This window comes from Streptomyces aurantiacus JA 4570 (assembly GCF_000414115.1).
GTDB classification, from domain to species: Bacteria; Actinomycetota; Actinomycetes; order Streptomycetales; family Streptomycetaceae; genus Streptomyces; species Streptomyces aurantiacus_A.
The window spans coordinates 1-24,061 of record NZ_AOPZ01000240.1; the positions used below are offsets into that span (position 1 = coordinate 1).

Here is a 24,061-nt window from a genome sequence, read left to right on the forward strand (position 1 = left end):
CACCGGCGAGCGCCCCGCACAGCGCGACGACCGCGTCGGCCCGCCGCAGCCGCTCACGGCGCGCCTCGCGGGCCCGTCGCACCCGCCCCGCGAGGGGCACGCCGACCGCCCCCGCGACGAGTGGCAGGAAGGACTCCGCCAGCAGCGCCACGGCCGCCCCGGCCACCAGGAGCCAGATCTCGTGCCCCACACGCCCGCGCACCCGCGTGAGCACCCGCTGCCACCAGGGCGTCCGCGCCGTGCCGTCGGCCGCGAGGAGTGCCCGCGCCCGCCTCAGCCCCCGGGCGGACCTCGCCCGCCCGCCGAGCAGCCACACCGACCCGCCCGCGCAGAGGGCGGCGCCGCACGCCGTCATCCCGCTCACGTCTCCTCACCCCCGCTCCCGAGCAGGGCGCTCAGCCGCGGCCAGCCACGCTCCCGGACGAAGCCCCGCTCGCCCCAGCGCAGCGCGGGCACGGTCGTCACCAGGCCGGAAGGGCCGCGCTCCAGCACCTGCACCTCGGCGATCCTGCGCCGCCCCGCCCGGTCACGGTCGAGATGGAGCACCACCGACAGGGCGGCCGCGAGCTGGCTGTGCAGCGCCGCCCGGTCGAGCCCGGCGGCCGTGCCCAGCGCTTCCAGGCGGGCGGGCACGTCCGCGGCGGCGTTCGCGTGCACCGTGCCGCAGCCGCCCTCGTGGCCCGTGTTCAGCGCGGCCAGCAGGTGCACCACCTCGGCGCCGCGCACCTCGCCGACCACCAGCCGGTCGGGGCGCATCCGCAGTGCCTGGCGCACCAGGTCGTCGAGACCGACGAAGCCCACGCCTTCCTGGTTCGCGGGCCTGGCCTCCAGGCGCACCACGTGCGGGTGGTCGGGGCGCAGCTCGGCGGAGTCCTCGGCCAGGACGATCCGCTCCCTGGGCCCGACCAGGCCGAGCAGGGTGCTCAGGAGCGTCGTCTTGCCGCTGCCCGTGCCGCCGCTGATGAGGTACGAGAGGCGGGCGTCGAGCAGTCGGCGCAGCACCCGCTCGCCGCCGGGCGGCACCGTGCCCGCCGCGACCAGCTCCGCGAGCGTGAAGGCACGCGGCCGCACGACCCGCAGCGACAGATACGCGGAGCCGACGGCGACCGGGGGCAGCACCGCGTGCAGGCGGGTGCCGTCCGGCAGCCGGGCGTCCGCCCAGGGCCGCGCGTCGTCCAGGCGCCGGCCGGCCACGGCCGCGAGCCGCTGGGCGAGGCGCCGCACGGCCGCCGCGTCCCGGAACGAGACGCCCGTGAGTTCCAGGCCGCCGCCGCGGTCCACCCACACACGGTCCGGCGCGGACACCAGCACGTCGGTCACCGACGGATCGGCGAGCAGTGGCTCCAGCGGGCCCGCACCCACCAGTTCCGACCGCAACTGCTCGGCCGCGCCGAGGACTTCGGTGTCTCCCAGGACCCGGCCCTGCGCCCGCAGCGCCTCGGCGACGCGTGCCGGGGTGGGCTCCGTGCCGTTGGCCGCGAGCCACTGCCGCACTCCGTCGAGCATCCGGGCGCCCACGACCGCGCTCATACGCCCCCTCCGGCCTCGGCCGGAAGCCGCTCCCAGAAGGCGGTGCAGAAGCGGGCGAGCGGCCCGCGCGTCGAGCCGCCTGGCGGCCGTCCACCGCTCTGGGCCGTCAGGAGGCCGTGCTCCCAGGGCAGTTCGCCGACGAGCGGGAGCCCGAGCAGCCGGGCCACCTCGTCCGCGTCCAGCCTGTCGCCACCCGGTGAGCCGGGGCCGGGGGTGGCCACGATCCGCAGATCGCGCAGCACCATGCTCACGGCGGACGCGACCCGCCGTGCCCCGGCGACCGCGCGCAGCTCGGCCGGCACCACGAGCAGCCCGAGATCGAGCTGCGTCAGCGCCTCCGCCACCGCTTCGTCGACCCGGCGCGGCAAGTCCACGATCACGACGCCTCCGCGCCTGCGGGCGGCGGCGAGGACGGCCCGCACGGCCTCCGGCGCGATGGCCGGCGCGTCACCCCGGTCCCAGCTCAGGACGCGCAGGTCGTGCAGCGCCGGAAGGGATTCCTCCAGGGCGCCGCCGCCGACCCGGCCGCGCGACTGTGCGAAGGCGGGCCAGCGCAGTCCCTCGGCGGCCTCTCCGCCGAGCAGCACGTCAAGGCCGCCGCCCATCGGGTCGGCGTCGATCAGCATGGTGCGCCGCTGGGCGCGCGCCGCCGTCACGGCCAGCGCGCAGGCCAGCGTGGAAGCCCCGGCGCCGCCTCGGCCGCCGATGACGCCGATGGTGAGAGCGGGCCGCCCCACGCCCTCGGCGACGTCGGCGATGCGGTCCACCAGCCACTGCTCGCCGTCGGGAAGCATCAGCACGTCGTCCGCGCCGATCTCCACGGCCCGCCGCCAGACGCCCGAATCGTCCTGGTCCCGCCCCACGAGCACGATGCCGCGCCGCCGTGCGGCCCCGCGCACCCTGCCCGCCGCGTCGTCCCCGACGAGGACGAGCGGGGCGGACTCCCATCCTCCGCCGCGCTCCGGCACGCCGTGGTGCACCTCCGGCCGCGCCCCCGCCGCGGCGCACAGCCGCAGCAGGTCGTCCAGCAGGTCCACGTCCTCCGTGACGATCAGTGGTCCGCCGGCGCGTCCCTCGGACGGCGGCGGCGTGTCGCACGCAATGACTCCAGCCACGATCTCCGGCCCCTCTCGCTGCAAGTCCTTCGAATGCGCAGGTGCGCATCCCGATCCGCGTACGCGAAGACCGGCCAATGGAATCCGGCCATGAACTTCACGAGCGGAATCAAGCGTGCGGCGATCCCGGAAATCGTGTGGATCTTGGTCAATAACTGTGGAGAAGGCGCTGCCTGTGAATATCTCCTTCACCCATACCGGTGACGCCCCGAACGACTTCCAGAGCGCAGCCCTCCGGCTACACACAGTGACGAATCTTGGGCACGCCTCATCGGCACCATTCGGGCAGACGAAGGGCGCGAGCGATCAGAAAAGATCAGGAATGAGGAGCGAAAACCCACCCGGACATGCGACGACCCCCGCCGGGGGGGAGAGCGGGGGTCGTCCCCTCGGTCCGACTCGGGGGGGGAGGAGCCAGACCGGGTTAGCACGGTCGCGAACGATCCGTGACTTCCATGGTGTACCCGAGAGCCTTCTCAGGCAAACCCACGCGCCTCAGCTTACGCCGAATGGTGGGCGCCTATGCTCAAGCTCGTGGAAAACCACTCGTTGCCTCGCACAGCCGCGTTCTTTGACCTGGACAAGACGGTCATTGCGAAGTCGAGCACTCTGACGTTCAGCAAGTCGTTCTACCAAGGCGGGCTGATCAACCGCAGGGCGGTGCTGCGGACCGCCTACTCCCAGTTCGTGTTCCTCGCCGGCGGCGCCGACCACGACCAGATGGAGCGGATGCGCGCCTACCTGTCCTCGCTGTGCCGCGGCTGGAACGTGCAGCAGGTCAAGGAGATCGTCGCGGAGACGCTGCACGACCTGATCGACCCCATCATCTACGACGAGGCGGCCTCCCTCATCGAGGAGCACCACACCGCCGGCCGCGACGTCGTCATCGTCTCCACCTCGGGCGCCGAGGTGGTCGAGCCGATCGGCGAACTCCTGGGCGCGGACCGCGTGGTGGCCACGCGCATGGTCGTCGGCGACGACGGATGCTTCACCGGCGAGGTGGAGTACTACGCGTACGGACCCACCAAGGCGGAGGCCGTACGGGAGCTCGCCGAGTCGGAGGGGTACGACCTGGAGCGCTGCTTCGCGTACAGCGACTCGATCACGGACGTGCCGATGCTGGAGTCCGTCGGCCACCCCTATGCCGTCAATCCGGACCGGGCGCTGCGCCGCGAGTCCCTCGCGCGCGGGTGGCCGATTCTCGACTTCCACCGCCCCGTGCGGCTCAAGCAGCGGCTGCCCGCGCCACCCCGTCCGGCGCTCGTGGCGGTCGCCGCGGTCGGCGCCGCGGCGGCCACCGCGGGTCTCGTCTGGTTCGCCAGCCGCCGACGGGCGGCGGCCGGCTGACGTCCGGGACGCGACGATCGGCGACACCCGTGGGGCGGCCGGAAACCCGCGCCCGATTCACCCTTGTTTGAACCTAAAAGTAAAGAAGTACAGCCAGGGCTTCCGCTTCCCCCAGGACAGGAGTACAAAGGAGTCAACGGCCCGCGAGACCAAGGACATCCGAGAGGATTACCTTCAACCGCATGATTGGCCCCACGGACCGAAGCATGGCCATCGAGCACCCACGCGACGTCGACCCGTCGATTACGGGCCAGCCGCACCAGGTGACGGGCAAAGTTCCCGACCTGATGGGCACATATTCGAGGACGCTTGGTAACCCGGTGAACATGCCAGCGGCGGTACGAATTCTCGTACCGCCGCAACCCTGTTCAGGGCCTCTCCCGTCGACCGAGCACCCCCGTACGGCGCCCGGCCGCACCCCTCACGCCGCGCCGCGCTGCAGCGCCTCGCACACCGCCGTCGACTCCCTGGCACCCAGCTCAACCGCCTTGCCGCAGTGGGCGATCCAGGCGGCCATGCCCTCCGGCGTGCCGGAGGCATACCCCTCCAGGGCACCCGCGTAGGCCGCGCGCCCCAGCTCCGCGTGGCCCGCCTCGGCCGGGCAGATGGACTTCGGGTCGAGACCGCTGCCCACCAGGACGACGCGCTCGGCCGCGCGCGCCACCAGGCCGTTGTGCGACCCGAAGGGGCGCAGGGCCGCCAATTCGCCGTGCACCACGGCCGCCATCACCAGGGCCGGCGCCGCGCTCCCCGCGATGACGAGCTGCGCAAGCCCTTCGAGGCGCCCCGCCACCTCCTGCGCGTCCGGCAACTCCAGCTCGATCAAGGGCTCTTCGACCGGCTCGCCCGCGAGCCGCGGCCGCCCTGCGGCCTCGTCGGCCTCGGCCGCGGCGACCAGGTGCAGGCGCGCCAGGACCCGCAGCGGAGACTGCCGCCAGATGCTCAGGAACTGCCCCGCCTCGGCGGTCAGCCGCAACGCGGCACCCATCACACGCGCGTCGCCCTCGCCGCCGAAGTCGCTGCGCCTGCGGACCTCCTCCAGGGCCCACTCGGCGCCGGACAGCGCCGCGGAGCCACGCGCACCGCGCAGCGCCGCCTCGGCGGTGACCTCAGTGCTGCGGCGCCGCATGATCCGGTGGCCGTAGACCCGGTCGACGGCCTTGCGCACGGAGTCCACGGAGTCGGCGACGCCGGGCAAGGTGCCCAGGGCCATCAGCGGATCGGCTTTCGTACTCATGAGTACGACCCTACGCACCACCGGCACACACGCCACGAAGGAGTGGTCTTCTTCACGCGAACCGGCGCTCTCTTCTCCCGAACGGCGCCCCGCGAAAGAGGGCGCGGCTACGCTACATGAACATGAAGATCGCTTTCGTGGGGAAGGGCGGCAGCGGCAAGACCACGCTGTCCTCGCTCTTCATCCGACACCTCGCCGCCACCGGCTCCCCGGTCATCGCGGTGGACGCCGACATCAACCAGCACCTGGGCGCCGCGCTCGGACTCGACGAGGAGCAGGCCGCCGAGCTGCCCGCGATGGGCGGGCGGCTGCCGCTGATCAAGGACTATCTGCGCGGCACCAACCCGCGCATCGCCGGCGCCGACTCGATGATCAAGACGACCCCGCCCGGCGCGGGCTCGCGACTGCTGCGGGTCTGCGAGGACAACTTGGTGTACGAGACGTGTGCGCGAGCCGTGGAACTCGACGGCGGCGCCGTGCGTTTGATGGTCACCGGGCCGTTCACCGAAGCCGACCTCGGTGTCGCCTGCTACCACTCCAAGACAGGAGCGGTCGAACTGCTCCTGAACCACCTGGTCGACGGCCGCGACGAGTACGCGGTGGTCGACATGACCGCGGGCTCGGACTCCTTCGCCTCCGGGATGTTCACCCGCTTCGACATGACGTTCCTCGTCGCCGAGCCGACACGGAAGGGAGTCTCCGTCTATCGCCAGTACAAGGAATACGCACGCGACTTCGGCGTCGCCCTCAAGGTCGTGGGCAACAAGGTGCAGGGCCAGGACGACATCGACTTCCTGCGCGACCAGGTCGGCGACGACCTCCTGGTGACCGTCGGCCACTCCGACTGGGTGCGCTCCATGGAGAAGGGCCGTCCACCCCGGTTCGCGCTCCTGGAGGAGGGCAACCACCTCGCCCTGAAGACGCTCCAGGCGGCTGCCGACGCCACGTACGAAAGCCGCGACTGGGAGCGCTACACCCGCCAGATGGTCCACTTCCACCTGAAGAACGCGCAGAGTTGGGGCAACGAGCGGACCGGGGTCGACCTGGCCGCCCAGGTCGACCCCGACTTCGTCCTGCGCGAGTGCGCCGCTGCCGCTACGGCCTGATCACTGCTTGGCCGGCTCCGCGCCCGGGACTCCCTTGGGCGCCGGGGCGGGCCTGGCGGACAGGTAGGGGCGCCAGCCCTCCTTCGGTGCCTGGCCGACACCGAGCCGGGTCAGCCTGTCGAGGACCTGCGGGTCCTGCGCGTCCAGCCAGTCGGCGAGCTGCCGGAAGGACACACAGCGCACCTCGCGCTTGGTGCAGACGCGCTCGACGGTCTCCTCGATGGCGCGCATGTACGTGCCGCCGTTCCACGACTCGAAGTGGTTGCCGATGATCAGGGGGGCGCGGTTGCCGTTGTAGGCGCGCCGGAAGCCCTGGAGCAGGCCGTCACGCATCTGGTCGCCCCAGTACTCGTGGTTGTCCGGGTCGCCCTGGGAGGTCGAACCGGACTGGTTCACCATGAAGTTGTAGTCCATGGTGAGCGTCTCGAAGCCGCGGCCCGGGACCGGTACGAGCTGCATCGACAGGTCCCACAGGCCCTCCTTCTTCTTGGGCCAGAGCTGGTTGTTCACGCCGCTGGTGTCGTAACGGAAGCCGAGCTCGCGGGCCGCGCGCATGAAGTTGGTGCGGCCTTCGAGGCAGGGAGTGCGGGCGCCGATGAGTTCCCGGTCGTAGTCGAAGGGCAGCGGCGCGGCGTTCTTGAGGCCCGTGTTGGTCTTCCAAGCCTTCACGAAGGACTTGGCCTGACTGATCTCGCTCTTCCAGTCGTCGACCGACCACTCGCCGACACCCCGGCCCGTGCCGCAGAAGTGGCCGTTGAAATGGGTGCCGATCTCGTTGCCCTCGAGCCAGGCGCCGCGGAGCTGGTCCACGGTGTCCTTGATTCCCTCGCGGTCGTTGAAGCCGATGTCCGAGCTGCCCTCCAGGTGCTGCGGCGGCTTGTAGAGCCGGCGCTTCTCCTCGGGAAGCAGGTACACGCCGCTGAGGAAGTACGTCATCGTGGCGTTGTTCCGCTTGGCGACCTTGCGGAAGTGGGAGAACAGCTTCTGGCCGTCCTCACCCGCGCCGTCCCAGGAGAACACCACGAACTGCGGGGGTTTCTGGCCCGGTCTGAGGCGCTCGGGTCTGGGCAGCAGCGGCTGCTGACCGGTGAACGCGGTCGAGCCGTCCCCGATCATGCGGACCGCCGCCTTGGGCGCCGGAGCGCCGGCCGGCTTCTTCGCTCCCGCGCCCCCCTTGCCGCCCGGTGAGTCGTCGGCACACCCGGCCAGGGCCGCCGTGCAGACCATGAGTGCGGCGAGACCCGCGGTCGTCCGCCGCGCCCCCGCCCCAGTCCTTGGGTTGGCGGCCATCTTCCGCCCACCTTCTTCCGTTGCAAGTCGGGACAGAACGGCAGCAACTTCGCATGGCGGCACGGGGGGCGTATCACGACAAGCCGTTAAGCATTTTTATTCACCCCTTGGGGTGATCACTTGCACCATTTGCCGGGAAGGTCATGACACGGGCTTTACTCAGCATTACGATTCGTTTACCGAGCGTTGATACATCCCGCCGCTGCAACGCCGTGACCCACGGCCGCGACCCGCCCTCCGATGCCCATCGGAGGACCCCTTGTTCCGCGACCGCGCTGCCCCGGAGGAGACGGGAAACATGACTGCTTGCGTCCCCACCAGCGACACCGACTCGGCTCACGGCCCACGCGCCCAGCAGCCGCACGCGCCACCACCGCGCAAGAGATTCCGCATCGCCCGCGCCGACGTGTCCGCATCCGTCGCCGTCTTCCTGATCGCCCTGCCGCTGTCCCTCGGCATCGCCCTCGCCACCGGCGCGCCGCTCCAGGCGGGCCTGGTCGCCGCCGCCGTCGGCGGACTCGTCGCAGGCCGCCTCGGCGGCGCCCCGCTCCAGGTCAGCGGCCCCGCCGCCGGCCTCACGGTCGTCACCGCCGACCTCATCCAGCGGTACGGATGGCGGACGACCTGCGCCATCACCGTCCTGGCCGGGCTCGCCCAAGTCGGCCTCGGCTGCCTGCGCGTGGCGCGCACCGCGCTCGCCGTCAGTCCGGCCGTCGTCCACGGCATGCTCGCCGGCATCGGCGTCACCATCGCCGTCGCCCAACTGCACATCGTGCTCGGCGGCACACCGCAGAGCTCCGTGACCGCCAACCTCGGCGCGCTGCCCGCCCAGTTGGCCGACCTGCACCCGGCCGCGCTGTCGATCAGCCTCCTGACGCTGCTCGCCCTGGTCCTGTGGCCACGGCTTCCCGGGTGGGCCGGGCGGGTGGCCCGGACCGTCCCCGCGCCCCTGGTCGCGGTGACCGTGGCCACCGCGCTCGCCGGCTTCGCCCACCTGCGCCTGGACAAGGTCGAGTTGCCCTCATGGCGCAGCCACGCCCTCGTGGGCCTGCCCGAGGGGCCCGTGCTCGGGCTCGTCGCGGCCGTGCTCACCGTCACGCTGGTGTGCGGCGTGCAGTCGCTGCTGGGCGCCGTCGCCATCGACAAGCTCACGGTCGCCCGTCCGGATTCCGCGCCGGGCGTCGGCCGCTCCGACCTCGACCGTGAGCTGCGCGGCCAGGGCGCCGCGAACATCGTGTCCGGGGCGCTCGGCGGGCTGCCGATCGCCGGGGTCGCGGTCCGCAGCGTGGCGAACGTCCGCGCCGGCGCCGTCAGCCGGAACTCCACGATGCTGCACGGCGTTTGGGTAGTAGTAGCCGCCCTGCTGCTCGTGCCCGTCCTCGAACTGATCCCGCTGGCCGCGCTCGCCGCGCTGGTCATGGCCATCGGCATCCAGATGGTCAGCCTCAACCACATCCGCAGCGTCACACGCCACCGCGAAATCCTGGTGTACGTCGTCACCACCCTCGGCGTCTCCCTGTTCGGGGTCCTGGAAGGCGTGGCCATCGGCGTCGCCGTCGCCGTGGCCGTCGCCCTGCACCGCCTCGCCCGCACCCGGATCACCTGCGAGGAGGACTCGGAGGGCGTCCACCACGTCCATGTGCGCGGGCAGTTGACGTTCCTGGCGGTGCCCCGGCTGAGCCGCTGCCTGCACCACATCCCCCAGCGGGCGCACGCGGTCGTGGAGCTGGACGGCTCCTTCATGGACCACGCGGCGTACGAGACGCTGAACAGCTGGCTGGACGCGCATGCCGCGCAAGGGGGCAGCGCCGAGGTCACCGGCCGTGGCGGACAGCGCATCACCGAGCCTGCGGCCACGGCGCACTGCGGCTGCCGTCCCTGGACGCCCTGGCGCAACCACCAGTGCGACACCCCTCAGGAGGCCCCCCGGAGCGACGGCCGCGAGCCGCACCAACTGGCCAAGGGCATCAGCGCGTTCCAGCAGCACACCGCGCCGCGCGTGCGCGGCGAGCTGGCCCGGCTCGCGCGCGAGGGCCAGCAGCCCGTGCAGCTCTTCCTGACCTGCGCGGACTCCCGCGTCGTCACGTCGATGATCACGGCCAGCGGCCCGGGCGACCTGTTCGTCGTGCGCAACGTGGGCAATCTGGTGCCGCTGCCCGGCGCCGAGAGCGACGACTCGGTGGCGGCGGCGATCGAGTACGCGGTGGACGTACTGCAGGTCAAGTCCATCACCGTGTGCGGGCATTCGGGCTGCGGGGCCATGCAGGCGCTGCTCAATTCGCCGCCGACCGGGGCGTCGACGCCCCTCAAGCGGTGGCTGCGGCACGGGCTGCCCAGCCTGCAGCGGATGGCCGCGGGCCCCAAGCCCTGGCCCCGCATCGCCGGCCGTCCCCCCGCCGACGCCGTCGAGCAGCTCTGCCTCACCAACGTCGTGCAGCAGTTGGAGCACCTGCGGGCCCACGAGGCGGTCGCGCGGCGGCTCGCCGAGGGCTCCCTGGAGCTGCACGGGATGTACTTCCACGTGGGCGAGGCACAGGCATATCTGCTGGCCGAGAGCGCGGAAGGGGGTGCGGACGGGGGTGGGACGGCACTGGCTGGGCAGGCACCTGACGAGGTGTTCAGCCAGGTCACCCCCACCCGCTCGGTAGAGGTCTAAACCAATTTCCGGCAAGCCCTTGTCACCGGGGCCGGGTGTCTGATGAGCTGTGGCCTGGGACACAACGGACACCCTGGGAAAGGGAGATGTCGTGAGCAACGAAAGCCTGGCCAACCTGCTTCGTGAGGAGCGCAGGTTCGCGCCACCCGCCGAGCTGGCGGCGCACGCCAATGTCACGGCGGAGGCGTACGAGCAGGCCAAGGCTGACAGGCTCGGCTTCTGGGCCGAGCAGGCCCGCCGGCTGACCTGGGCCACCGAACCGACCGAGACGCTCGACTGGTCGAACCCGCCGTTCGCGAAGTGGTTCGCCGACGGCAAGCTCAACGTGGCGTACAACTGCGTGGACCGCCACGTCGAGGCCGGTAACGGCGACCGGGTGGCCATCCACTTCGAGGGTGAGCCCGGCGACAGCCGGGCCATCACCTACGCCGAGCTCAAGGACGAGGTCAGCCGCGCGGCCAACGCCCTGACCGAGCTGGGGATCACCGCGGGCGACCGGGTCGCCGTCTATCTGCCGATGATCCCCGAGGCGGTCGTGGCGATGCTGGCGTGCGCCCGCATCGGCGCCGCGCACTCGGTGGTCTTCGGCGGGTTCTCCGCCGACGCGATCGCCACGCGCATCCAGGACGCCGACGCCAAGCTCGTCATCACCGCCGACGGCGGCTACCGCCGGGGCAAGCCGTCCGCGCTCAAGCCCGCGGTCGACGAGGCCGTCGGCCGCGTACAGGGTGTCGAGAAGGTGCTCGTCGTCCAGCGCACCAAGCAGGAGGTGGCCTGGACCGAGGGCCGCGACCTGTGGTGGCACGACGTCGTCGGCCAGCAGTCCGCGGAGCACACGCCCGAGGCGTTCGAGGCCGAGCAGCCGCTGTTCATCCTCTACACCTCGGGGACGACGGGGAAGCCGAAGGGCATCCTGCACACCTCCGGCGGCTATCTGGCGCAGGCGTCGTACACCCACCACGCGGTCTTCGACCTCAAGCCGGAGACCGACGTCTACTGGTGCACGGCCGACATCGGCTGGGTCACCGGCCACTCGTACATCACGTACGGACCGCTGTCGAACGGCGCGACCCAGGTGATCTACGAGGGCACGCCGGACACCCCGCACCAAGGCCGGTTCTGGGAGATCGTGCAGAAGTACGGCGTCACGGTCCTGTACACGGCGCCGACGGCGATTCGTACGTTCATGAAGTGGGGCGACGACATCCCCGCGAAGTTCGACCTGTCCTCGCTGCGCGTCCTGGGCTCGGTCGGCGAGCCGATCAACCCCGAGGCGTGGATGTGGTATCGCAAGCACATCGGCGCCGACAAGTGCCCGATCGTGGACACCTGGTGGCAGACCGAGACCGGCGCGATGATGATCTCGCCGCTGCCCGGCGTGACCGAGACGAAGCCCGGCTCCGCGCAGCGCGCGCTGCCCGGGATCGCGGCGACGGTCGTGGACGACGAGGCGAACGAGGTGCCGGACGGCGGCGGTGGCTATCTGGTGCTGACCGAGCCGTGGCCGTCCATGCTGCGCACGATCTGGGGCGACGACCAGCGGTTCATCGACACGTACTGGTCCCGCTTCGAGGGCAAGTACTTCGCGGGTGACGGCGCGAAGAAGGACGAGGACGGGGACATCTGGCTGCTCGGCCGGGTGGACGACGTCATGCTCGTCTCCGGGCACAACATCTCGACCACGGAGGTCGAGTCGGCGCTCGTGTCGCACCCGTCCGTCGCCGAGGCCGCGGTCGTCGGTGCCGCCGACGAGACCACCGGGCAGGCCATCGTCGCCTTCGTGATCCTGCGGGGCACGGCGTCGGAGACCGCCGACCTGGTCGGCGAGCTGCGCGCCCACGTGGGGACGACGCTCGGACCGATCGCCAAGCCCCAGCGGATCCTGCCGGTGGCCGAGCTGCCGAAGACGCGCTCCGGGAAGATCATGCGGCGGCTCCTGCGGGACGTGGCCGAGAACCGCCAGCTCGGTGACGTGACCACACTCACGGACTCGTCCGTGATGGACCTGATCCAGTCCAAGCTTCCGGCTGCCGCCAGCGAGGACTGAGCCCTTGGGGCGCCGCCCCCCCCCCCCCCCCCCCCCCCCCCCCCCCCGAGAGGCACCCCGCGCCACCCGCGCCGGGTGCCTCTTTTGTGCTTAAAGTGAATTTCGCCGGATAAGTCCAGGCGCACGGTTAGGTAAGCTAAGGATCAACGTCAACAACGCGACAAGAAACACCTAGGTGCGCCGGGAAGTCTGGTCGGCATGTGCTCAGCCCTGCCTACCCGACGGAGGTCGACTCTCGTGGCCGCGCCCACCAGCAGCAACCGCAAAGTTCTCGGACGCCTCTCCCTGCCCGAGCGCAATTTCGTCGCGGAGGCGCTGCGGACCGAGACCGTCGGCGGCGTCCTGCTCCTCGTCGCCGCCATCGCGGCCCTGATCTGGGCGAACACCCCGATCAAGGAGAGCTACGAGAGCGTCAGGGACTTCCACATCGGGCCGGGCTCGCTCGGCCTCGACCTGTCCCTCCAGCACTGGGCGGCCGACGGCCTGCTCGCGATCTTCTTCTTCGTCGCCGGCATCGAGCTCAAGCGAGAACTCGTCGCCGGCGATCTGCGTGACCCCAAGGCCGCCGCGCTGCCCGTGATCGCCGCGCTCTGCGGCATGGCCGTACCCGCGCTCGTCTACACGCTGGTGAACACCGTCGGCGGCGGCTCGACGGACGGCTGGGCCGTGCCGACCGCGACCGACATCGCCTTCGCGCTCGCGGTCCTCGCGGTCATCGGCACCTCGCTCCCGTCCGCGCTGCGCGCCTTCCTGCTGACGCTCGCCGTCGTCGACGACCTCTTCGCGATCATGATCATCGCGATCTTCTTCACCAACGACCTGAACTTCGCGGCGCTCGGCGGCGCGGTCCTCGGCCTCGCGCGGCGGCGCGGTCCTCGGCCTCGCGGTCTTCTGGCTGCTGCTCCGCAAGGGAGTACGCGGCTGGTACATCTACGTTCCGCTGGCCCTGGCCATCTGGGGCCTGATGTACAACAGCGGCGTCCACGCCACCATCGCCGGTGTCGCCATGGGCCTGATGCTGCGCTGCCACAAGGAGGAGGGCGAGCCGCACTCCCCCGGTGAGCACATCGAGCATCTGGTACGTCCCCTCTCCGCGGGGCTCGCCGTGCCGCTGTTCGCGCTGCTCAGCGCCGGTGTCGCCGTCTCCGGCGGGGCGCTCGGCGATGTCTTCACCAAGCCGGAGACCCTCGGCGTGGTGCTCGGCCTCGTCGTCGGCAAGGCCGTCGGCATCTTCGGCGGCACCTGGCTCGCCGCCCGCTTCACCAAGGCGGAGCTGAACGACGACCTGGCCTGGCCGGACGTGTTCGCGGTCGCCTCGCTCGCCGGCATCGGCTTCACCGTCTCCCTGCTCATCGGCGAACTCGCCTTCAGCGAGGACCCGTTGCTCACCGACGAGATCAAGGCAGCCGTGCTGATCGGCTCGCTGATAGCGGCCGTCCTCTCGGGAATCCTGCTGAAGGTACGCAACGTCAAGTACCGCAAGCTGTGGGAGGACGAGGAGCGCGACGACGACCTGGACGGCATCCCGGACGTCTACGAGCAGGACAAACCCGATTACCACCTGCGGATGGCGGAGATCTACGAGAAGAAGGCCGCCGAGCACCGCAGACTTGCTGAACTGTCGGCCGGATCGAGCGACAGGGGCGACGGTCCGGCATGATCTGACCAGTCAGCGACAGTCAGTCAGAGAAACAGCGACAGTCAGTCAGAGAAATGAGGAGCAAGCGATGAGCGCACCCGACGGTCCCGTCGGCACCGAACGCAGCCTCGGCCAGCTCGTCTCCGCGGCGAGCAAAGAGATGTCGGAGCTGGTGCACGATGAGATCGCGCTGGTCAAGGCCCAGCTGACGCAGGACGTCAAGCGCGGTGCGATCGGCAGCGCCGCGTTCATCGCGGCGATCGCCGTCCTCATCTTCTCGCTGCCGATGCTGAGCTTCGCCCTGGCGTACGGCATCCGCACCTGGAGCGGCTGGAACCTGGCGATCTGCTTCGTGCTGTCCTTCGCCGCGAACGTCCTGGTGGCCGGGCTGCTCGCGCTGATCGGCGTGATCTTCGCGAAGAAGGCCGCGAAGGGCAAGGGCCCGCAGAAGGCCGCGGCCGCCGCCAAGGAGACCGCCGCCGTCCTGGCGCACGCCAAGCCGCACCCGCGCCGGGTGGCCCCCGCGGGTGCTCTCGAGCTGGAGTCCGGTGAGCGGGCGGGCGTTGTGGCACGCTCGTCTTCATGACGGAGCAAGTCCCACCCCCGGCCAAGTCCACGGCAGCGTTCCCTTCGTTCGCCGGAGCCCCCGTGTCCCCCGCGACCGTACGGATCGAGGGCCCCTGGACGCACCGGGACGTCGCCGCCAACGGCGCCCGCTTCCACATCGCGGAGCTCGGCGAAGGCCCGCTGGTGCTGCTCCTGCACGGTTTCCCGCAGTTCTGGTGGGCGTGGCGGCACCAGCTCGTCGCGCTCGCCGACGCGGGGTTCCGCGCCGTGGCGATGGATCTGCGGGGGGTCGGCGGCAGCGACCGCACACCGCGCGGCTACGACCCGGCGAACCTCGCCCTCGACATCACGGGTGTCGTACGTTCCCTCGGCGAGCCCGACGCCGCGCTCGTCGGACACGACCTGGGCGGCTACCTGGCGTGGACGGCCGCCGTGATGCGGCCCAAGCTGGTGCGCCGCCTCGCCGTCTCCTCGATGCCGCACCCGCGGCGCTGGCGCGCGGCGATGCTGCGGGACCGCAAGCAGACGGCGGCCGGGTCGTACGTGTGGGGCTTCCAGCGGCCGTGGCTGCCCGAGCGGCAGCTCGTCGCGGACGACGGGGCGCTTGTGGGGCGGCTGGTGCGGGACTGGTCGGGTCCGCGCCTTCCGGACGACGAGGCCGTGGACACGTACCGCCGCGCCATGTGCATCCCCTCGACGGCGCACTGCGCGATCGAGCCCTACCGCTGGATGGTGCGGTCCCTCGCGCGGCCCGACGGGATCCAGTTCAACCGGCGCATGAAGCGGCCGGTGCGGGTGCCGACGCTGCACCTGCACGGCTCCCTCGACCCGGTCCTGCGCACCCGCAGCGCGGCAGGCTCCGGCGAGTACGTCGAAGCCCCTTACCGCTGGCGGCTGTTCGACGGGCTCGGGCACTTCCCGCACGAGGAGGACCCGGTGGCGTTCTCCAACGAACTGGTGGCTTGGCTCAAGGACCCCGAGCCGGACCGGTAGGGCAGTTCGTCCCCGCTGCGGGGAACTTCCGTCCCCTCTTCGAGGGACTACCGCCGCCCCCGCGAGGAACTACTGTCCTACGAACGCCAATTGCCTGCCGCATAGGCCAATTGGGGCCCTTGGGCGCGGTTACCGACCTTGAGGCACGGGCACACGTCCGGGTATGGGCTGGACGCACGACTACAGTGACGTAGCACGCAAGCGCCGGACGGCCACCGTGGTGAACAGCCACGAGAGGGGCGGCCCGCACGATCCGGGGCACTCCGGAGACGCAGCGGACGCGGCCTCCGCCGGGGCCATCGGCATCCCCCGCATCCTGCGCCGCAGGGCCCGCTGGATGTCCGCCCGGCTGCGGCACACCCGCGACTGACCCGCGCCCTCCCGCGGCTCTCCACAGCGCTCGCTACAGCGCGCACCCCTGGCTGTCGACCTCCTGGTTGGCGGTGCGGCCGCGCTCGATGTCCTCACGCACCTCGTCCGCGGTCAGCGCGTACCCGGTGTCCGGGTCGTCGAGCGACTTGGCGAACACCACGCCGTAGACCTTGCCGTCCGGGGTGAGCAGCGGGCCGCCGGAGTTGCCCTGGCGTACCGTGGCGTACAGCGAGTACACATCGCGGCGGACCGTGCCCCGGTGGTAGATGTCCGGGCCGTTGGCCGTGATGCGGCCGCGCACGCGCGCGGAGCGTACGTCGTAGGGGCCGTCCTCGGGGAAGCCCGCCACGATCGCGCTGTTGCCGCTCTCCGCGTCCGTGGGCGTGAACTGCAGCGCGGGGGCGCGCAGGGTCGGTACGTCGAGTACGGCGATGTCGCGCTTCCAGTCGTAGAGCACGACCTTGGCGTCGTACTTCTCGGCCTCGCCGCCTATCTGCACCTTGGGCTCGTCGACGCCGCCGACCACATGCGCGTTGGTCATCACGCGGCGCGGGGCGAACACGAAGCCGGTGCCTTCGAGGGCCTTGCCGCAGCTATGCGCGTCACCGCTGACCTTCACGATGGAGCGCTTCGCGGTGGCGGCGACCTTGCTGCCGGCGAGCTTGGGGTCCGGCGGCTGGACGTCCTTGATGGGCTCGTCCGAGAACGGGCTGAAGACCTGCGGGAAGCCGTTGCGCGCGAGGACCGAGGAGAAGTCCGTGAACCAGGTGTCGGCCTGGCCGGGCAGAGCGCGGTCGACGCCCAGCAGCACCTTGGAGTTGCGGACCTCCTTGCCCAGTGTCGGCAGCGTGGTGCCCGCGAGGAGGGAGCCGATCAGCCAGGCCACGAGCAGCATGGCGACGACGTTGACCAGCGCGCCGCCCGTGGCGTCCAGGGCTCTGGCGGGCTGCCAGGTGATGTACCGGCGGAGTTTGTTGCCCAGGTGGGTGGTGAATGCCTGGCCGACGGAGGCGCAGACGATCACGACGACCACGGCGATGACGGCGGCGGTGGTGCTGACCTTGTCGCCCTTGTCGGTCAGGGCGTCCCAGATCACCGGCAGCAGATACACGGCGACGAGGCCGCCGCCGAGGAAGCCGATCACGGAGAGGATGCCGACGACGAAACCCTGGCGGTAGCCGACGATCGCGAACCACACGGCGGCGAGCAGCAGCAGGATGTCCAGCAGGTTCACGGATTCAGTCCTCGCCTCGCATCAGTCCCCGCCTCGCCTCGCCTCGTGGTCGCCGTGACGCACGGCCGCCGCGCTCCGCGGTCGCTGTGCTTCACGGTCTTCGCCTTCTCCGTCGCCGCGTCCGCCCCATCGGTCGTACGCCCCGGCCCGGGCCTCGTCGGCCGCGGTCCCCGCAACCTTGTCATGAGCCCCAGTCGAGTGGGACCTGCCGGTCCCGGTCCCAGGGGCGCTCCCAGCCGGCGTAGTGCAGCAGTCTGTCGATGAGGCCGGCCGTGAAACCCCAGACCAGGGCGGACTTGACGAGGAACGCCGCGCCGCTGTGCCCGCGCGGGTGGACCGCCGTCGCGCGGTTCGCCGGGTCCGTGAGATCGGCCACGGGCACCGTGAAGACGCGGGCCGTCTCGGCCGGGTCGACCACGCCGACGGGGCTCGGCGCGCGCCACCAGCCGAGCACGGGCGTCACCACGAAATCGCTCACCGGGATGAACAGGCTCGGCAGCACGCCGAAGAGCTGGACGCCGCTCGGGTCGAGGCCGGTCTCCTCCTCGGCCTCGCGCAGCGCGGCCCGCAATGGGCCCTCCACGCGCGGGTCGCCGTCCTCCGGGTCGAGGGAGCCGCCGGGGAACGACGGCTGGCCCGCGTGCGAGCGCAGCGAGCTCGCCCGCTCCATGAGCAGCAGCTCGGGGCCGCGCTCCCCCTCGCCGAAGAGGATCAGGACGGCGGACTGGCGGCCCGCGCCGCTCTCCGGCGGCAGGAACCGGCTGAGCTGGTCGGGACGGACGGTCTCGACGGCCCGCACCACCGGGGTCAGCCACTCGGGCAGCCCCTCGGCGCTGAGCAGCCCCCGGGCGGTGAGGGCGCGGTGGTCACCGCGGAGGGCGGGGGCGGGTTCGTGGCCGTTGGGGTGCGGGGGGCCGGACGACGGGTCGCTGGGGTGCGCGGAGCCGGACGACGGGTCGTCGGGGCGCGCGGACGTGGGTCGCGCGTCGTCCGGACGCGCGGGGGCGCGCTCGTGGCCGTGGCCGTCGCTCATGTCCGTATCGCCTGTGTGCGTGTCGTCGCCCGTGGGTGTGTCGGTTTCGCCCGTGGGCGTATCGGTTTCGCCTGTGTGCGTGTCACTCGCGTGCGTCATCGGCACCCCCGTCCGTCTCTGCACAACGCCGTCTGCCCCGCGGATGGTTCCTCACTCGGCACCCTCCACCCCGTGGACGGTCCGGCGCCCCCGCCGCACCCCGCGCCCGGCCCCCGGCTCACCCGGCGGCGCCCAGCGGTGGCGCCGGCTTGCCCGGGTAGTCCGGCGGGGGCTTGAGCCGCTGGCCGGGCAGGCCCCCCATCTCGTACTTCAGGAGCTTCTTGGCCTTTTCGGGGTCCGTCTCACCCTCCCCGTACGACGGGCAGAGGGGGGCGATGGGGCAGGCGCCGCAGGCGGGCTTGCGGGAGTGGCAGATGCGGCGGCCGTGGAAGATCACGCGGTGCGAGAGCATCGTCCACTCGCTCTTCGGGAAGAGCGCGCCGACGGCGGCCTCGACCTTGTCCGGGTCCGTCTCCTCCGTCCACTTCCAGCGGCGCACCAGGCGGCCGAAGTGGGTGTCGACGGTGATGCCGGGGACTCCGAAAGCGTTACCGAGGACGACGAAGGCGGTCTTGCGGCCCACGCCCGGCAGCTTGACGAGGTCCTCGATGCGGCCGGGCACCTCGCCGCCGAAGTCGTCGCGCAGGGCTGCCGAGAGGCCCATGATCGACTTGGTCTTGGCGCGGAAGAAGCCGGTCGGGCGGATCAGCTCCTCGACCTCTTCGGGGTTGGCCGCGGCCAGGTCCTCCGGCATGGGGTACTTGGCGAAGAGGGCGGGGGTGGTCTGGTTCACCCGCAGGTCCGTCGTCTGGGCCGAGAGGACGGTGGCGATCAGGAGCTGGAAGGGGTTCTCGAAGTCCAGCTCCGGATGGGCGTACGGATACACCTCGGCGAGTTCGCGGTTGATCCGCCGGGCCTGCCGCACGAGGGCCGTCCGGGATTGCGGGGGTTTGGGCTTCTTGAGGGGAGCGGCACCCGAAGCGGCACCCGCCTCCTTGGAGGCGGCTTTCTTGGCAGCGGCCTTCTTGGCGGCAGCCGACCCTTTCGCAGGAGCAGCGCCCGCAGATTTCGCAGGAGCCGAGCCCGCCCGTTTCGCGGGGGCCGAGCCCGCAGATTTCGCGGGACCCGCGCCCCCGGACCCCTCCGGCACACCTCGTTTCGCCATGGCGCCAGCGTACGGGCCGCCACTGACACGGACGGCGGAGATGCGCAGTTGTCATCGCGATGTTGACCTTCACGAAGACGGACACGCGCCCCCCGTTCACACCCCGCACAACGACCGTTTTGTCCGGTTCCTCGAGGTAACGTAAACGTGTTCGCCCACAGCAGAATTCTCCAGGACAACCGGGACCGCCGTCGCCGTAGCCTGTGCTCTCACGGGCCTGGGAGCAGATGTCCGACCCACGTCCGGACGTCCGTATCCGCCGCCGGTCCCCCGGATCGGCCCCCAATTGGCCCCCTTCCGCATTGCCTCCGTCACAAGTGCGGCAGACTTGAGTGACTGATCACACTGTTTGAACCGTCCGGCAAACTGGGGGCACGGTCCCCTGATGCAGGTCGACAAGGAGAGAACTCGTGGACGACGTTCTGCGGCGCGCCCCGCTCTTCGCGGCGCTCGATGACGAGCAGGCCGCGGAGCTCCGCGCCTCCATGAGTGAGGTGACGCTCGCGCGCGGAGACGCACTTTTCCATGAGGGTGACCCCGGAGACCGCCTGTATGTGGTCACCGAAGGCAAGGTGAAGCTGCACCGCACGTCCCCGGACGGCCGCGAGAACATGCTCGCGGTGCTGGGCCCCGGCGAGCTCATCGGCGAGCTGTCGCTCTTCGACCCGGGCCCGCGCACGGCCACGGCCTCCGCCCTCACCGAGGTCAAGCTGCTCGGCCTCGGCCACGGCGACCTCCAGCCCTGGCTGAACGCCCGCCCGGAGGTGGCCGCCGCCCTGCTGCGCGCCGTCGCCCGGCGCCTGCGCAAGACCAACGACCAGATGTCGGACCTCGTGTTCTCCGACGTCCCCGGCCGCGTGGCCCGCGCCCTGCTCGACCTGTCGCGCCGCTTCGGCGTGCAGTCCGAAGAGGGCATCCACGTGGTGCACGACCTCACCCAGGAGGAGCTGGCCCAGCTGGTCGGCGCCTCCCGCGAGACGGTCAACAAGGCCCTGGCGGACTTCGCCGGCCGCGGCTGGCTGCGCCTGGAGGCCCGCGCGGTGATCCTGCTCGACGTGGAGCGCCTCGCCAAGCGCTCGCGCTGACGCTGCTTCTGTACGCGGCTGACGCTGCTTCTGTACGGGGCCGTGGCTCCGTACGCGGTCGGGGCCGCCCCTGGAGTCAGGGGCGGCCCCGCGCCACAAGCCCGCTTCCGGGCAGAAGTGCGTGCCCCGCGCCGCGTCACGCTGCACAGTGGGCCCCATGGGCACCGTCGGTCGCGGACTGGACAGTCAGGGCTACATCGAGCGTGAAGGCTCGCTGGGGCGGGTGCGGGACGCCTTCCGGCCCGCCGTCGCCGCCGCGCGCGACCGCGTCGCCGAGGTCTTCGGCAAGCGCCTCGACAGCGCGTACCTGTACGGCTCCGTGCCCCGCGGCACCGCGCGCGTGGGCCGCTCCGACCTCGACCTGCTGCTCGTCCTGCGCGACGAGCCGACCCCGGCGGACCGCGCCGACGCGGACGCCGTCGCGGCGGCCGTCGACAAGGAGTTCCCCGCGGTCGACGGCGTGGGCATCCTGCTGGCGAGCCGCGCCCAGACCCTGAGCGAGCTGGAGACGTACGACCTCGGCTGGTTCGTCGCCTGCCTCTGCACCCCGCTGCTCGGCGAGGACCTGGCCGAATTCCTGCCCCGCTACCGGCCCGACAGCCTCCTCGCCCGCGAGACCAACGGCGATCTGGCGCTGTTCCTGCCGCGCTGGCGCGCCCGGGCCGCCGCGGCCGCCGACACCGAGGAGTTGCGCGCCCTCGTCCGCCGAGCCGCGCGCCACCTCGTCCGCACCGGCTTCACCCTCGTCATGCCGCGCTGGGGCGGCTGGACCAGCGACCTCACCGAGATGGCGGAGGCGTTCGGCGCGTACTACCCGCAGTGGGCCGAGCGGATGCGCGCGGCGGCCGTCATGGCGTACGAACAGGCCATCGACGCCGACGCGGACACGTTGCGGGCGGCCCTGCGGGAGTACACCGACGTGATCGGGCCCTGGCTCGCCGAGGAGTACGCCGCGGCGCACGGCATCAAGGCACCGCGGCCGAACGCGAGCGCCGAGGTCCCATCGGACACGCCCTAGACCAGCCCGTGCTCCCGCAGATAGTCCAGCTGCGCCCGTACCGAGAGTTCCGCCGCCGGCCACAGCGACCGGTCCACGTCCGCGTACACGTGCGCCACCACGTCGGCCGGCGCCGCGTACCCGTTCTCGACCGCCGTCTCCACCTGGGCGAGGCGGTGCGCCCGGTGCGCCAGGTAGAACTCGACCGCGCCCTGGGCGTCCTCCAGGACCGGGCCGTGGCCCGGAAGGACCGTGTGCACGCCGTCGTCGACCGTCAGGGAGCGCAGGCGGCGCAGCGAGTCCAGGTAGTCGCCGAGGCGGCCGTCGGGGTGCGCGACGACCGTGGTGCCGCGGCCGAGGATCGTGTCGCCGGTCAGCACCGCGCGGTCGGCGGGCAGGTGGAAGCAGAGGGAGTCGGCGGTGTGTCCGGGCGTCGGTACGACGCGCAGCTCCAGGCCGCCCGTCGTGATCACGTCGCCCGCCGCGAGGCCCTCGTCGCCGAGGCGCAGCGCCGGGTCGAGGGCACGCACCTTGGAGCCGGTGAGCTCCGCGAAGCGGGCGGCGCCCTCGGAGTGGTCGGGGTGGCCGTGCGTGAGCAGGGTGAGCCCGACGCGGTGCCCGGCCTCCTCCGCCGTCGCGATCACGCGGGCGAGGTGGGTCTCGTCGAGCGGCCCCGGGTCGATGACGACCGCGAGATCGGAGCCCGGTTCGGCGACGATCCAGGTGTTGGTGCCGTCCAGGGTCATCGCGGACGGGTTGGGCGCGAGGACGTTGACGGCGCGGTCGGTGGCGGGGCCGCTGAGTACGCCGCCGCGCGGCTGGCCGGGGAGGGCGGCTGCTTCGGTCATGCGGGGGTGACTCCCGTCGGGTCTGAGGATGGGCGGGCCGAGTACGCGTACGAAGCCGGGCTCGCCCTCATGCCGCGCCGCCCGTCGGGATGCGCTTCGTGAACTCGTCGTGGCCCGGCCAGGTCAGGATCAACTCGCCGTCCTCCAGGTGGGCTTGGGCCAGGACGGGGGCCAGGTCGCGGGACGCGGCGGCGGCGAGGGCGTCGGCGGCCGTCGCGCAGGCGGTGAGCTGGCGGAGCGTGGCGATGGTGGGCGGCATCATCAGGAGTTCGCCGCGGTCGTAGCGCTCGGCCGCGCGCGCGGGGCTGATCCAGACGGTGCGGTCGGCCTCCGTGGAGGCGTTGCGGGTGCGCTGGCCGGGCGGCAGGGCGGCGACGAAGAAGAACGTGTCGTAGCGGCGCGGCTCGAACTCCGGGGTGATCCAGCGCGCCCAGGCGCCCAGGAGGTCGCTGCGCAGGACCAGGCCGCGGCGGTCCAGGAACTCGGCGAAGGAGAGGTCGCGGGCCACCAGGGCCGCGCGGTCCGCCTCCCAGTCGTCGCCGGTGGTGTCGCCGACGACGGTGTCCGGGGTCGCGCCCGCGAGCAGGACGCCCGCTTCTTCGTACGTCTCGCGGACGGCCGCGCACACCATGGCCTGGGCGGCCGCCTCGTCCAGGCCCAGACGGGCCGCCCAGTCCGTGCGGGACGGTCCTGCCCAGCGGATGTGGCGGTCGTCGTCGCGGGGGTCGACGCCGCCGCCGGGGTACGCGTAGGCACCGCCGGCGAAGGCCATCGACGCGCTTCTGCGGAGCATGTGCACTTCGGGGCCCGCCCCGGTGTCCCTGCCGTGCGCCCCGGCGTCGCCGCTGGTCGCGGTGGCCCCGGTGTCGCGCAGGAGCATGACCGTGGCCGCCTGGCGGGGCGGGGCAGGCGTCAGCTCGCCTGCCGCGAGGGCACGGATGCGGTCGGGCCACTCCGGTGGGTACCACTGCCCATTTGCCATGGGCGGAGGCTATCCGGTGTGGTGCGGATGTTCGAGGGTTTCCTTGGTGGATGCACTTAACCCAGGACGCCGAAGAACACCCGAGAACACCCGAGAACACCCGAGAAAACACCCGAGAACACCCGAGAACACCCGAGAACTACGAAGGCAGCAGCTCCACCTGGACCTCGACCTCCACCGGTGCGTCCAGCGGAAGCACCGCCACGCCGACCGCGCTGCGGGCGTGGACACCCTTGTCGCCGAGGACCTCGCCGAGGAGTTCGCTGGCGCCGTTGATGACGGTGGGCTGGGCCGTGAAGTCGGGGGCCGAGGCGACGAAGCCGGTGACCTTCACGACGCGCGCGATGCGGTCGAGCTCACCGGCGACGGACTTGACCGCCGCGAGGGCGTTCAGCGCGCAGGTGCGGGCGAGCTCCTTGGCCTCCTCGGGCGTGACCTCCGCGCCGACCTTGCCGGTGACCGGCAGCTTGCCGTCCACCATGGGGAGCTGGCCGGCCGTGTACACGTACACACCCGACTGGATCGCGGGCCGGTACGCCGCGAGCGGCGGGACGACCGCGGGCAGGGTCAGACCGAGTTCGGCGATGCGCGCCTCGACCACGCCGCTCATGCCTGCTTCTCCCGCTTCAGGTAGGCCACGAGCTGCTCGGGGTTGTTCGGCCCGGGCACGACCTGGACGAGCTCCCAGCCGTCCTCGCCCCAGGTGTCCAGGATCTGCTTCGTGGCGTGGACGAGCAGCGGCACGGTTGCGTATTCCCACTTGGTCATACGGCGACTGT

The 24,061-nt window shown here is 71.8% G+C and carries 20 protein-coding genes and 2 pseudogenes; 10 read left to right on the top strand and 12 right to left on the bottom strand.

What is annotated here, in order from left to right; translation table 11 throughout:
- The 3 genes and pseudogenes from STRAU_RS22810 to ssd all read right to left on the bottom strand — a co-directional run.
- Positions 1 to 355: pseudogene (locus STRAU_RS22810) on the bottom strand (type II secretion system F family protein); the annotation flags it as partial.
- A gap of 5 nt (positions 356 to 360) precedes the next feature.
- A complete protein-coding gene (locus STRAU_RS22815) occupies positions 361 to 1,530 on the bottom strand; it encodes a TadA family conjugal transfer-associated ATPase (RefSeq protein WP_016642740.1) in 1,170 nt (389 codons plus the stop codon).
- Positions 1,527 to 2,645, bottom strand: a complete 1,119-nt coding sequence (ssd, locus tag STRAU_RS22820) for a septum site-determining protein Ssd (RefSeq protein WP_037661238.1) — start codon at positions 2,643 to 2,645, stop codon at positions 1,527 to 1,529. The genes STRAU_RS22815 and ssd overlap by 4 nt, the downstream gene beginning before the upstream one ends.
- A gap of 522 nt (positions 2,646 to 3,167) precedes the next feature.
- On the opposite strand from ssd, the gene STRAU_RS22825 reads away from it, so the two are divergent.
- The gene (locus STRAU_RS22825) at positions 3,168 to 3,992 is read left to right on the top strand and encodes an HAD family hydrolase (protein WP_016642743.1); all 825 of its coding nucleotides are present in this window, start codon (positions 3,168 to 3,170) and stop codon (positions 3,990 to 3,992) included.
- Between the two features lie 421 nt (positions 3,993 to 4,413).
- Here STRAU_RS22825 and STRAU_RS22830 read toward each other — a convergent pair whose 3' ends face one another.
- Positions 4,414 to 5,229, bottom strand: a complete 816-nt coding sequence (locus tag STRAU_RS22830) for a Fic family protein (protein ID WP_037661240.1) — start codon at positions 5,227 to 5,229, stop codon at positions 4,414 to 4,416.
- Between the two features lie 122 nt (positions 5,230 to 5,351).
- Between STRAU_RS22830 and STRAU_RS22835 the strand changes: the two genes are divergently transcribed.
- Positions 5,352 to 6,335, top strand: coding sequence for an ATP-binding protein (locus tag STRAU_RS22835; protein WP_037661261.1), 984 nt, complete (start codon positions 5,352 to 5,354; stop codon positions 6,333 to 6,335).
- On the opposite strand, the gene STRAU_RS22840 is transcribed toward STRAU_RS22835, so the two are convergent.
- The gene (locus STRAU_RS22840) at positions 6,336 to 7,562 is read right to left on the bottom strand and encodes a polysaccharide deacetylase family protein (protein ID WP_016642746.1); all 1,227 of its coding nucleotides are present in this window, start codon (positions 7,560 to 7,562) and stop codon (positions 6,336 to 6,338) included.
- Positions 7,563 to 7,923: 361 nt separating this feature from the next.
- On the opposite strand from STRAU_RS22840, the gene STRAU_RS22845 reads away from it, so the two are divergent.
- The 6 genes and pseudogenes from STRAU_RS22845 to STRAU_RS22870 all read left to right on the top strand — a co-directional run bounded on the left by STRAU_RS22845 (position 7,924) and on the right by STRAU_RS22870 (position 15,897).
- Positions 7,924 to 10,281 carry a SulP family inorganic anion transporter gene (locus tag STRAU_RS22845; RefSeq protein ID WP_037661244.1) on the top strand — a complete coding sequence of 786 codons (2,358 nt, stop codon included), beginning with the start codon at positions 7,924 to 7,926 and terminating at the stop codon, positions 10,279 to 10,281.
- A gap of 49 nt (positions 10,282 to 10,330) precedes the next feature.
- On the top strand, positions 10,331 to 12,328 hold the full coding sequence (gene acs / locus STRAU_RS22850) for an acetate--CoA ligase (protein ID WP_016642748.1): 1,998 nt from the start codon (positions 10,331 to 10,333) through the stop codon (positions 12,326 to 12,328).
- 237 nt (positions 12,329 to 12,565) lie between these two features.
- Positions 12,566 to 13,988 (top strand): annotated as a pseudogene (gene nhaA / locus STRAU_RS22855) (Na+/H+ antiporter NhaA).
- Between the two features lie 67 nt (positions 13,989 to 14,055).
- Entirely contained in the window at positions 14,056 to 14,553 is a 498-nt protein-coding gene (locus tag STRAU_RS22860) for a phage holin family protein (protein ID WP_016642751.1), read from the top strand.
- Positions 14,550 to 15,527, top strand: a complete 978-nt coding sequence (locus STRAU_RS22865; protein ID WP_078621412.1) for an alpha/beta fold hydrolase — start codon at positions 14,550 to 14,552, stop codon at positions 15,525 to 15,527. Before STRAU_RS22860 ends, STRAU_RS22865 begins: the two co-directional genes overlap by 4 nt.
- 163 nt (positions 15,528 to 15,690) lie before the next feature.
- Positions 15,691 to 15,897, top strand: a complete 207-nt coding sequence (locus tag STRAU_RS22870; protein WP_016642753.1) for a hypothetical protein — start codon at positions 15,691 to 15,693, stop codon at positions 15,895 to 15,897.
- A gap of 33 nt (positions 15,898 to 15,930) precedes the next feature.
- Here STRAU_RS22870 and STRAU_RS22875 read toward each other — a convergent pair whose 3' ends face one another.
- The 3 genes from STRAU_RS22875 to nth form a co-directional block, all read right to left on the bottom strand.
- Positions 15,931 to 17,133, bottom strand: coding sequence for a MarP family serine protease (locus STRAU_RS22875; RefSeq protein ID WP_016642754.1), 1,203 nt, complete (start codon positions 17,131 to 17,133; stop codon positions 15,931 to 15,933).
- Between the two features lie 181 nt (positions 17,134 to 17,314).
- Positions 17,315 to 17,974, bottom strand: a complete 660-nt coding sequence (locus STRAU_RS22880) for an NUDIX hydrolase (RefSeq protein ID WP_037661267.1) — start codon at positions 17,972 to 17,974, stop codon at positions 17,315 to 17,317.
- A 409-nt stretch (positions 17,975 to 18,383) separates the two neighbouring features.
- On the bottom strand, positions 18,384 to 19,370 hold the full coding sequence (nth, locus tag STRAU_RS22885; RefSeq protein WP_078621414.1) for an endonuclease III: 987 nt from the start codon (positions 19,368 to 19,370) through the stop codon (positions 18,384 to 18,386).
- A 410-nt stretch (positions 19,371 to 19,780) separates the two neighbouring features.
- Here nth and STRAU_RS22890 point away from each other — a divergent pair, with 410 nt between their 5' ends.
- Complete coding sequence (locus STRAU_RS22890; RefSeq protein WP_016642758.1) at positions 19,781 to 20,455, top strand: Crp/Fnr family transcriptional regulator; 675 nt, start codon at positions 19,781 to 19,783, stop codon at positions 20,453 to 20,455.
- A gap of 157 nt (positions 20,456 to 20,612) precedes the next feature.
- Positions 20,613 to 21,473, top strand: a complete 861-nt coding sequence (locus STRAU_RS22895; protein ID WP_016642759.1) for a nucleotidyltransferase domain-containing protein — start codon at positions 20,613 to 20,615, stop codon at positions 21,471 to 21,473.
- Here the strand turns inward: STRAU_RS22895 and STRAU_RS22900 are convergent.
- The 4 genes from STRAU_RS22900 to STRAU_RS41610 form a co-directional block, all read right to left on the bottom strand.
- On the bottom strand, positions 21,470 to 22,300 hold the full coding sequence (locus STRAU_RS22900; RefSeq protein WP_016642760.1) for an MBL fold metallo-hydrolase: 831 nt from the start codon (positions 22,298 to 22,300) through the stop codon (positions 21,470 to 21,472). The two genes, STRAU_RS22895 and STRAU_RS22900, sit on opposite strands and share 4 nt — an antisense overlap.
- A 67-nt stretch (positions 22,301 to 22,367) precedes the next feature.
- Positions 22,368 to 23,282, bottom strand: coding sequence for an NUDIX hydrolase (locus tag STRAU_RS22905; RefSeq protein WP_037661247.1), 915 nt, complete (start codon positions 23,280 to 23,282; stop codon positions 22,368 to 22,370).
- Between the two features lie 139 nt (positions 23,283 to 23,421).
- The gene (locus tag STRAU_RS22910; RefSeq protein WP_016642762.1) at positions 23,422 to 23,892 is read right to left on the bottom strand and encodes a RidA family protein; all 471 of its coding nucleotides are present in this window, start codon (positions 23,890 to 23,892) and stop codon (positions 23,422 to 23,424) included.
- Positions 23,889 to 24,050, bottom strand: a complete 162-nt coding sequence (locus STRAU_RS41610) for a Sp36 family protein (protein ID WP_003975360.1) — start codon at positions 24,048 to 24,050, stop codon at positions 23,889 to 23,891. The genes STRAU_RS22910 and STRAU_RS41610 overlap by 4 nt, the downstream gene beginning before the upstream one ends.
- Positions 24,051 to 24,061: the final 11 nt, after the last annotated feature.

Excerpts from the sequence above, each read along its gene's own strand:
- STRAU_RS22815 (WP_016642740.1), bottom strand. The coding sequence starts at position 1,530 with ATGAGCGCGGTCGTGGGCGCCCGGATGCTCGACGGAGTGCGGCAGTGG.
- STRAU_RS22825 (WP_016642743.1), top strand. The coding sequence starts at position 3,168 with ATGCTCAAGCTCGTGGAAAACCACTCGTTGCCTCGCACAGCCGCGTTC.
- STRAU_RS22830 (WP_037661240.1), bottom strand. The coding sequence starts at position 5,229 with ATGAGTACGAAAGCCGATCCGCTGATGGCCCTGGGCACCTTGCCCGGC.
- STRAU_RS22835 (WP_037661261.1), top strand. The coding sequence starts at position 5,352 with ATGAAGATCGCTTTCGTGGGGAAGGGCGGCAGCGGCAAGACCACGCTG.
- STRAU_RS22840 (WP_016642746.1), bottom strand. The coding sequence starts at position 7,562 with ATGGTCTGCACGGCGGCCCTGGCCGGGTGTGCCGACGACTCACCGGGC.
- STRAU_RS22845 (WP_037661244.1), top strand. The coding sequence starts at position 7,924 with ATGACTGCTTGCGTCCCCACCAGCGACACCGACTCGGCTCACGGCCCA.
- STRAU_RS22860 (WP_016642751.1), top strand. The coding sequence starts at position 14,056 with ATGAGCGCACCCGACGGTCCCGTCGGCACCGAACGCAGCCTCGGCCAG.
- STRAU_RS22865 (WP_078621412.1), top strand. The coding sequence starts at position 14,550 with ATGACGGAGCAAGTCCCACCCCCGGCCAAGTCCACGGCAGCGTTCCCT.
- STRAU_RS22870 (WP_016642753.1), top strand. The coding sequence starts at position 15,691 with ATGGGCTGGACGCACGACTACAGTGACGTAGCACGCAAGCGCCGGACG.
- nth (WP_078621414.1), bottom strand. The coding sequence starts at position 19,370 with ATGGCGAAACGAGGTGTGCCGGAGGGGTCCGGGGGCGCGGGTCCCGCG.
- STRAU_RS22895 (WP_016642759.1), top strand. The coding sequence starts at position 20,613 with ATGGGCACCGTCGGTCGCGGACTGGACAGTCAGGGCTACATCGAGCGT.
- STRAU_RS22900 (WP_016642760.1), bottom strand. The coding sequence starts at position 22,300 with ATGACCGAAGCAGCCGCCCTCCCCGGCCAGCCGCGCGGCGGCGTACTC.
- STRAU_RS22905 (WP_037661247.1), bottom strand. The coding sequence starts at position 23,282 with ATGGCAAATGGGCAGTGGTACCCACCGGAGTGGCCCGACCGCATCCGT.
- STRAU_RS22910 (WP_016642762.1), bottom strand. The coding sequence starts at position 23,892 with ATGAGCGGCGTGGTCGAGGCGCGCATCGCCGAACTCGGTCTGACCCTG.
- STRAU_RS41610 (WP_003975360.1), bottom strand. The coding sequence starts at position 24,050 with ATGACCAAGTGGGAATACGCAACCGTGCCGCTGCTCGTCCACGCCACG.